Consider the following 10154-nt stretch of genomic DNA (forward strand, 5'->3'; position numbering starts at 1 on the left):
AGCGTGTCGTTGCCGTCACCTCCATTCAAGGTATCGCTGCCGATAGTGCCCGTCAGGCTGTCATTACCTGGCGTGCCAGGGACCAGAACCCCCACCTGGCCGGTCGCGGCAGACACCCGCGTTTCCACCGTACCGAAGTCATCGGTGAAGGTCGCCACCACCCGCAGCAGCTGCCCGAGCTGCCCGGCCCCCGGGGTGAAGGTCGCCGACGGTGCACCGACGTTGCTCCAGCTCGCCCCGCCATTGCTCGACGACTGCCACTGGAAGCTGAACACCGAAGTGGTCGTGCCATCCGGATCGGCAATGGTCCCGCGCGTGGCGGTCAGCACCTGGCCCTGGGTCGGCGTGGTGTCGCTGATCGCCGGTGCACCGGTCGGTGCATCGTTGGATGGCGTTGTCGATACCGGCGCAGTCACTGCCGAGTACACCGTCTCCAGCACGCCATTGGCGTCCTTGTAGACAGCCTTCACGCGCATGGCCAGGCCAGCCTGAGCGGCGGTGAGCAGGAAGCTCTGGCCGGTAGCCCGTGCCAGTTCGGCGCCGGCATTTTCGATGATGATGTCCTCGAAGACGCCATCACCACGCACGTCGGCTTGCCAGTAGTAGGTCACCGGCCCGGTGACGATACCGCCGGGGTTGTCGGCATCGGTCACACCGGGGATGGATGCCAACAGACGAGTCCCTACTTCCGGCGTGGTGTCATTGATGGTGGCCAATCCCTGCGGCCCGTTGTTGAGGCCAGCCACCAGCGCCTGGCTGATGTCGTTGAACTGCAGGCGCTCAACGCCGCTCAGGCGGTCGGTGCCATCGCGGCCAGCGACGCTATCGGTCACCGTCCAGGTGCCGTCGCCGTTGTTCACCACGTTGTAGTCTGCGCGATTGCCGGAGAACTCGGCGGTGTCGTAGTTGAAGGTACCGTCACCCGCGACGATTTCGCGAGCGATCACCAGTTGGCCGGGGGTGTAGCGGCCGATGAGCATGTCATGCACCAGTTCGGTCATGCTGAAGGCCCGGTCGATTTCCGCCCCGGTGCCGTCGGCGTTCTGACGCACGCTGATGTAGACGGTCATGGACCGGTCGCCATCGATCAGGTCGTCACCGCCGCGCCCTGCGAGGATATCGCTGCCGCTGCCGCCGAGGATGATGTTACCGGCGCCGAACGAGGTGACGCCTGCTCCCAGGAACTCCTGCAACCCGGCGATCAGGCCGATGTTGGTCAGGATGCTACCGGTGAATCCCGAGGTGGAGATGGCCGCCGCATCGCGGTCGTCGCCCTTGAGGATGTCGCTGTGGGACGAGCCGGACAGGCCTTCCATGAACTCGAAGCGGGTCAGCAGCGACGCGGTCGACGGGGCTATCGGGGTCTCGTCGAAGGCCCGCAGGTCGAACTCGATGTTGACCCCCAGCGGATCGTCACGGAACACCGCCCAGTCGAAGCCGGAGCCGCCGACGTAGCGATCGCCCTCGCCGCCATTGCCGAGCATGATGTCGTCGCCGCCCTCACCGTCCATGCGGTCGATGATGCCTTTCTCGCCGATGTACACATCGTTGCCGGGAACGTTGTCGAAGCCGAACTCGTTGAAGTTGTCACCGGCGTTGCCGTCGGGGCCGCCCAGTTCCAGCCAGTCGTCGCCTTCGTTACCGAACTGCGCCTCGTTGGCCCGGTTGCCGAGGATGAAGTCGTTGCCGACACCGCCGAAGATCTCCGTGGCGTCCTCGCCCGAAACGATGAAATCGTTGCCGAAGCCACCGAGGATCAGGTTGAGGCCGTTGCCGCCATGGATGACGTCGTTGCCGTCATCGCCCTGGATGTTATCGTCGCCGCCACGGTCAGTGATGATGTCGTCACCGAGGCCGCCACGGATCTGGTCGTTGCCATCGCCGCCCTCCAGGCGGTCATTGCCGGCATCGCCCCAGAGCGTATCGTCGCCGAGGCTGGCAATCATGATGTCATTGCCGTCGGTCCCCCCGAGCACCACATGCTCGTCGCCGGTGTAGCGCAGGTAGTTGCTGTTGTTTTCGACATAGAACGGCGTCGCGGCATTGTCGGTATTCACCGGATTGTCGCGGATCACCCAGGGCAACAGGGCGCTGCCGCCGTCCGGGTCGTCACGGCCGTCGACGCCCAGGCCGGTAAATTGCCGACTCTGGTCCACCTCCAGGATCAGGCCGGGGTCGGAGAAGATATCCGCCGGCAGGTGGGTGGCATTGGTATTGGCCATCACCATCTTGGCGAAGGAGTTGTTTTCCAGCTCGGTGAGGAAGTTCATGCTCGCCGTGCGTTCGAGGTAGTAGAAGCGGTCGCCGTCCTGGAGTTTCTCCATCTGGTTCTCGAACACGAAGTTGAAGGTCGAGCCCAGCAGGCCACCGAAAGGCATCTGCCGTTCGGCCAGGCCACCGATCCACAGGTCGATGTCGTTGACCCCGGTGATAGCCGCATCGCCGTTGAGGAAGGCCAGGCGATCCGCCGGAGCCCCGTCCCCACCAAAGACCAGGGCGAAGGCGGCGTCGCGTTTCTCGGCCAGGGTGGTGGCACTGGCGATGCTGGCATGGGTGCCATAGGCCGCAATGAAGTTGACGATGGACGACTGGTGCTTCAGGTGTGCGGCGAAGTCCACCCAACTGGTGTACGGCCGCAACTGGCTGTCGCCGGTGGCGTTGTAGAAGTCCTGGCGCGCCGCATTGAGGGTGGGGACACCGGTATCACGGCCGCGAGCGAGGTTGATGGTGGCCAGGTCCAGCGGCAGCCCGAGGAGGTTGTTGCGCAGCGCCTCGGTGACGAACTCATCGATTTCATTGCCGGTCTGGCGGGTCATGCCACGGACGATATTGCCGGCCGCCTCCGCCGCCGACAGGGCGCCATCATTGTTGAAGGCCAGCGGATTGAGGAAGGCGTCGATCAGGCCCATGCTGCCCGCGTCCTCGAAGTTCGCATCCAGCCGGTCGACCGACTCGGTGAGCATGGAGTGACCGAAGCGATACACCACATGGGCGAACTCCGCGACGATCGCCGGGTTGATCGCCGTGTCATAGACCTGGGTGGCGTTGAAGAACACGTCCACCTGCGGCTGCACCTTGCGGGCGAACTCCTCGAACACCAGGTGCTGGTACTGCATCTCCGTGGTGAAGCGGGCGGCCTGGAACAAGCGTTCGCCATCCCATACACCGGGTGACAATTGCCATTCGGCGACGAAAGCCGGGTCATTGCTGGCCAGCACCACGGCCTTGATCTGCTCGACCATGCGGTTGTGTTCGGCGTGGAACACATGGTGCACGGAGGTCAGGCCGATGTTCTCGTTGCCGCGCCCGTCGCCAGTGATGAAGTGGCGGTCGAGCAGTTCGTTATCGAAGGTGTTGGGGGCGCCCTCGACATTGCCGATCTGGTTGTCCCCATCCGCCGTCATCAACGCACCGGTCTGGCTGTTGAAGGGGTTGGCCGCATGGGCGATATCGTCCAGGAAGGCGTGCCCGGTGAACAGCGCATTACCCGGGATGGCTAATCCGCCAGCAACACCCTCGACGAGCACGATCTCGCCGTCCACCAGGGTGACGATCTGCGCGAACCCATTAGGCCCCGGAATGAACTTGCCGTAGAGGTCGGTGGCCAGCAGCGGGACATTGCCGATGTTGCCGTCGGTCAGCTGGATACCCAGCATCTGCGCGGCCTGGGCCTTGACTTCGGCCCAGGTCGGCAGGCCGGCTACGCCATCGAGCATGCGGCCCGTGGCGACCGGGTCGCCGGCGGCGTTCAGCTCGTATTCACGCAGGAAGACCTGGTGCGAAGCATGGGACGTGTAGGTCTGGTTCTGATCGACGAAGGGCGTGGTGGTATTGAGCGGTCCGCCACCGATGATGTCGTCGGCGGTGCCCAGCACGCCGTCCTGCCCGGGCGCGTCGGTGCTGGCACGGGTCAGGATCATGAAGTTCGAGGTGCCGCCCTCGACATAAAGCGGATCATCCGGTTGCAGCGGCACGAATACGAAGCCGTTGTTACCCTTGGTCACCAGGTCCAGGCCATGGTCGAAGAACTGGCCGAACAGGGTGAACCAGGAGTTGAAGCCAGCAGACAGGCCTTCGTCAGGCGCGGTATTGGGGATGAACAGCGGCTGGCCAGCCGGAATCGGTACTCCGTTCAGGTCCAGCAGCACGCCATTGGGGTCCAGGGTGCCGAGGCCGGCATCCACGTAGGCCTGCACCGCTGCCGGGTTGGTGATGGTCTGGTCGACGATCAGGTTGGAGATGGTCCGCGGATCGGCGTCGGCCACGCTGCCCGGAGCGCCATAGTCGGTATTGGTGACCACGCCGCCATCGGCAGGGCCATTGGTGTCGAAGCTGTCGCCGTCCTGGTCATCGCGGAACACAGGATCGACCAGGGGCGGGAACGGCTGGTCCGCCGCGCCGAAGTGCTCCTGCCCCGGCACCAGGTTGTTGAAGCTGCCATCCACGGTGCGCAGACCGAAAGCACCACGGGAGTTCGGCACGATATCCAGCAGGTTCTCGCCAGCAGCATGACGTTCGGCGACCTTGATCTGGTCGAGGATGAACTGCAGGTCGCTGCGGATAATATGCACGCCGGGACTGGCGACATAGGTTTCCTGCGGCAGGGCCGCGGGCGGTGCAACCACCATGCTGCCGTCCACGGGCGCCGTCGGGGCCGAGAACACGCTCTCCAGCACGCCGTTGGCATCCTTGTAGACCGCCCGCACCCGCAGGGCCAGGCCGTCGAGGTCGGCGGTCACGCGGAAGCTGTCGCCCTGGGAGGTTTCCGGGCGTTCGCCGGCTTCGGTGACGATGTCGGTGAACAGGCCCGAACCGGCCACGGTTTCCCGTTGCCAGAAGTAGGCGATGGGACCACGGATATTCCCGTTCGGATTGTCCGCAGTCACGTTGTCGGCATCCGTGACCAGCAACGCCGAGGCCTGCAATACGTCGCCATTCGCCGGGGTGGTGTTATCGATCTCCAATTGCCCCAGCGGATCGGTGTTCATGGCAGTGAAATTGCCTGTCAGCACGGAAATGTCATTGAACTGCAGGCGTTCGATTCCGGTCAGGCGGTCCACGCCGTCTGGCCCGACGACGGTGTTGCCATCGATGTCGATGCTCAGGTGGGTCACCGTGATGACATCATCACTGAAGTCCAGCGTGGTGCCGTTATTGTCGATTTCGATCTGGTAGTCGTCGAAGTTCCCCGAGAACATCGCCGTATCGAATCCAGGCTCAGCGGCCTGGACGATCTCCCGGACTATTACCAGCTGCCCCGGATTGATCGCACCCGAAAGCATGTCGGGGATCAGCTCGCCGATGCTGTCCACCCGACGGAGTTCGGGGCCGGTGCCGTCGGTATTGGTCCGCACACTCACATAAGCGTTCAGGGCGAGGTCGCCATCGATCAGGTCATCGCCGCCACGGCCCTCGATGATGTCGCTGCCGGCACCACCGAGGATGATGTTGCCGGCGCCGAAGCTGGTGACACCCGCGCCGAGGAACTCCTGCAGCCCGGCGATCAGGGCAATGCCTTCGGCGGTCAGCGAACTACCCAGCGGGCCGTTCTCGGCGATCTCCGCGGCATCGGCGTTATCGCCCCGCAGAAAGTCGCTGAACTGCGATCCCGACAGGCCCTCGACGAAGGCGAAGCGGTCGAAGATGCCGAAGTTGGAGGATGGAAGCGGCGGTTCGAAGAAGTCGTCGATAATCATGTCGGCAAGCACGCCGACATTGTCGAACTTGTAGCTGACCCAGTCGAAGCCGGAACCGCCGTCGAAGTGGTCGGCGCCTTCCGAGGCGAAGAAGATGTCGTCACCGCCTTCGCCGATCATCTCGTCGAAGCCGCCGCCGCCGACAAAGACATCGTTGCCGGGCACTTCATCCAGGGCGAAGGGCGAGAAGTTGTCGCCGGGAGCGCCGTCCTGGGTGCCGATCTCGATCCAGTCGTCGCCTTCGTTACCGGCGCTCTGCAGGTTGCCCTTGGCGCCGTAGATGAAGTCGTTGCCGGTACCGCCGAAGGTTTCCGACACGTCTTCACCGGTGATGATGAAGTCGTTGCCGGCGCCGCCAAGGATCAGGTTGAAGCCGTTGCCACCATGGATGACGTCGTTGCCGTCGTCGCCCTTGATGTTATCGTCGCCGCCCATGTCGGTGATGATGTCGTCGCCGGCACCGCCATTGAGGCTGTCCACGCCATCGCCGCCTTCGATACGGTCATTGCCGCCATCGCCCCAGATGGTGTCATCGCCGATGCTGGCGATCAGGATGTCGGCATTGTCCGTGCCACCCAGCACCACATGGTCTTCACCGGTGTAGTGCAGGTAGTTGGTGTCCGTCCCGGGCGTTGCCGGGTTGTCGCGGATCACCAACGGAATCAGCGGGTTATCGTGGGTGGGGTCGGCGCGGCCATCAGGTCCTTCACCAGTGAACTGCCGGGTTGGATCCACTTCCAGGATGAAGCCGGGCGTGGAGAAGATATCCGCCGGCAGACGATCGACATCGGTGTTCTGCATCACCATCTTGGCGAAGGAGTTCTGCTCCATCTCGGTGAGGAAGTTCAGGCCCGAGAGACGTGCCAGGTAGTAGAAGCGGTCGCCGTTCTGCAGGGCCTCCAGCTGGGTCTCGAAGACGAAGTTGAAGGTCGAACCCAGCAGGCCGCCGAACGGCATCTGCTTCTCGGCCAGGCCGCCGATCCAGAAGTCCACGTTATCCAGGCCGGTGGTGGTCACGCCATTGGGGCCGCTGGCCCAGGCTCCGGTGCTGTGCAGGAAGTCCAGGCGGTCCGCGGGCGCGCCCTCGCCACCCAGGACGATGGCCATGGCCGCTGCGCGCTTGCCATCGAGGGTCGTCGCGCTGGTAATGGTCGAGTGCGTGCCGTAGGCGGCGATGAAGTTGATCAGGGACGCCTCATGCTTGAGGCCGCCCATGAAATCCACCCAGCTGCCGTAGGCCTCCAGCTGGCTGTCCCCGGTCGCCGCGAAGAACTCCCGGCGGGCGGCGTTCAGCGACGGGATGCCGGCGTCACGGCCACGGGCGATGTTGATGGTGGCCAGGTCCAGGGGCAGCCCCAGCAGGTTGTTGCGCAGCGCCTCGGTGACGAACTCGTCGATCTCGTTGCCCTGCTGGCGGGTCGTGCCACGCACGATGGCACCGGCGGCCGCGTCAGCGTCCGCACCGCTTTCGGCGAACGCCAGCGGGTTGAGGAAGGCGGCGATCAAACCGATTTCGCTGTTGACGAAGTTCGGATCGAGGCGGTCGATGGTCTCGGTCAGCATCGAGTGGCCGAAGCGATACACCACATGGGCGAATTCGGCGACGATCGACGGGTCGATGGTGGCGTCGAAGCCGGTGGGGATGAGGAACTCATCGATGTTCGGCTGGACCTTGCGGGCGAACTCCTCGAACACCAGATGCTGGTATTGCATTTCGGTGCCGAACTTGGCGGCCTGGAACAGCCGTTCCCCGTTCCAGACGAGGGTCGAGGTATCGGCCGGAATGGCTGCGACCGGCGCCAGCAGCCACTGGTTGAGGAAGTCCACATTACCGGAGGACAGGATCACTTCCTTGGTGTGCTCCACCAGGCGGTTGTGCTCGGAGTGGAACACGTGGTGCACGGCGGTGAGGCCGATGTTCTCGTTGACCCGGCCGTCGCCAGCGATGTAGTGGGCGTCCAGCAGTTCATTGTCGTAGGTGGCGGCGTTACCGTCGTCGGTTCCGGCAACTGTGTCACCGTCAGCTGTCAGCAGCGCGCCGGTCTGGCTATGGAACGGATTGGCGCTGTGAGCGATGTCATCGAGGAAGGCATGGCCGGTGCGCACGGCGCCCGCCAGGCTGATGGGGGCGGCTGGATTGCCCTCCATCAGGAAGTCGTCGGGGGTGCCGGGCAGGCCGTCGGGCCCGAGCATCACCACCTGCGGGTAGCCATTGGGCCCCTTGATGAAGTTGCCGTAGGGGTCGGTGGCCAGCAGCGGAATGTTGCCCACGTCCGCGTCGGTCAGGTTGATGCCCAGCACGTCGCGGGCCTGGGCCTTGACCACCGCCCAGGTGGCCATGCCGCCCAGGTCGATGTCATCGCCATTGCCAAAGACCCCATCCACAAGGTCACGATTGGTGATCAGCCTGCCGGTCGTTGCCGGGCCATCGGTGGTCGAGACATATTCGCGCAGGAAGACCTGGTGCGACGGGTGCGAGCTGTAGGTCTGGTTCTGGTCGACGAAGGGCGAGGTGGTATTGGTGTGCTCGTGAATATCGTCTTCCGTGCCCAGGACGCCATCCGGCCCGGGCTGGTTGGTGGCCCGGGTCAGGACCAGGAAATTGGTCGGGCTGGCCGGGTCGTACAGCGGATCATCCGGCATCAGCGGAATGAAAATGGTACCGCTGTTACCTTTGGAGACCAGGTCCAGACCGTGGTCGAAGAACTGGCCGAAGAAGGTGAACCAGGAGTTGAAAGGCGCGGAAAGTCCCTCATCCGGCGTGGTGTTGGGGATGAAGAAGACTTCCTGGTCATCGGGAGTCCCGAAAATGCCATCCAGGCCGGGGCTCAGCACCGGGTCGGCGCCGCCATTGGCTTCTACCGCCGCCGGGTTGTTGGCGGTCTGGTCGACGATCAGGTTGCTGATGGTCCGTGGTTGCGAGTCGATCACCAGGCCACTGCTCTGGCTGTAGGAAGTTCCACCCTCCGCTGTGCGGAAAACCGGATCGAGCAGGCGCGGGAACAGGTTGTCCGCCGCACCGAACTCGGTTTGCCCCAGCTGCAGATGGTTGAACGAACCATCTACGGTCCGCAGTCCCCAGGGCACCTGCGAGTTGGGCAGCAGATTCGACAGATCCTCGCCTGCCGCATGGGCTTCAGAGATGAGAATCTGCTGAAGAATGAATTCGAGGTCCGACAGGATGAAGTTGGCCATTTGTATTTCCTCAATCCGACAGCAATAAGTCAGGCCGAATCACGCCCACGCGGGTGCGATTCCACGTTTCTTCGAAGGAAGTCGATCAAGCCGGGCAAATCGCAGTCGCGGCCGAACCCGCAAAGCCTTGGAAGAGGCTCAGTTCCGACTGAATGGATTTGTCCCTGTCAGCGCCGTCGCAGAAGGCGGCGCCCTGGCTCAGGCGTGGGGTGGTCCGTGGAAGCGGACACAGGGGGCGGCACAGGACGATGGGCCGTTCGGCCCACTGGGCGAGACTGGAGCGATGCTCATTGCGGTGTTCTCCCTAGCACTCTTGTGACCAGCGCCGCAGCTGCGTCCCTCAACGCCACTGCGTGCCAAAAAACAGTCATGCTCGTACACACCCTGACTAAAGCCCTAGCGCCATGCACTGTCAATAAAACGTCGCAATGTATTGCTAAATGTAAAAACACCGCAACTATCTGATTTAAAACAAATAACCTATAAATACTCGTTACCACCCGGTCTTCAACATGCGGTAGCACTCTACTCATGCTTCTGGAACGTACTGGCCAGGATCGCTGAAAGTGCCTATCTAGAGCGGCAGAAGCCGCATTTCCCACTTATCAGCGGAATACAACCGTTGACTCAAATGGGTAATCCGGGCAATTCGGAGGCATCTTTCTTGCTTGGAAAATGCAGGAAAATGGACGTCAGTGCCAAAATGTCGACGGTAGTGGCCTGACAGGCCTGAGCCCGCGAACTAGAGCTGCTACGGCTGAATTCCAGGCGCAAGAAAAAGGGGGAAGCACGTGTGCTTCCCCCTTCTTTATTACTGCAACGTGGCTACTGGGCTGCCTCCTCAGCTGACAATGAAGTCCGCCTGGGTCACGCTGGTGGCATCGGCCACCCCCACCAGGGTGATGCTGTTGGCACCGATCGCCACCCGGGTATCCGCCCCCACATCGGTGATCACCACGTTCGCCGCGAAGGTCGCCGCGGTGATGCCCATTCCGGCGATGTCGATGCGGTCCTGGCCACCCACCGGGTTGGCGTCGAAGTCCAGGATGCGGTCCTGGCCGAAGCCGGCTCCGAACATGAACATATCCTCGCCTAGCCCTCCGACTAACAGGTCGTTTCCAACGCCCCCCCGCAGAACATCATTACCTCCTCCTCCTTGCAGGAAGTTGTCAAGGCTGTTGCCAGTACCGGCGAAGTTGCCACTGCCGCCGTAGTACAGGTTCTCCACGTTCGCCGACAAGGTGTAGCTCGACAACGAGGTCC

Annotated in this window: 1 protein-coding gene and 1 pseudogene; both read right to left on the reverse strand. The window is 63.1% G+C overall.

What is annotated here, in order from left to right; translation table 11 throughout:
- The coding region (locus ACFW0B_RS25370; protein ID WP_449151725.1) for a peroxidase family protein at nt 1-8891 on the reverse strand (8891 nt) is incomplete at its 3' end.
- Between the two features lie 841 nt (nt 8892-9732).
- A pseudogene (locus ACFW0B_RS25375) lies at nt 9733-10154 on the reverse strand (calcium-binding protein); the annotation flags it as partial.

Source organism: Metapseudomonas phytobenefica, assembly GCF_043392685.1.
In the GTDB taxonomy this organism is placed as follows: domain Bacteria; phylum Pseudomonadota; class Gammaproteobacteria; order Pseudomonadales; family Pseudomonadaceae; genus Metapseudomonas.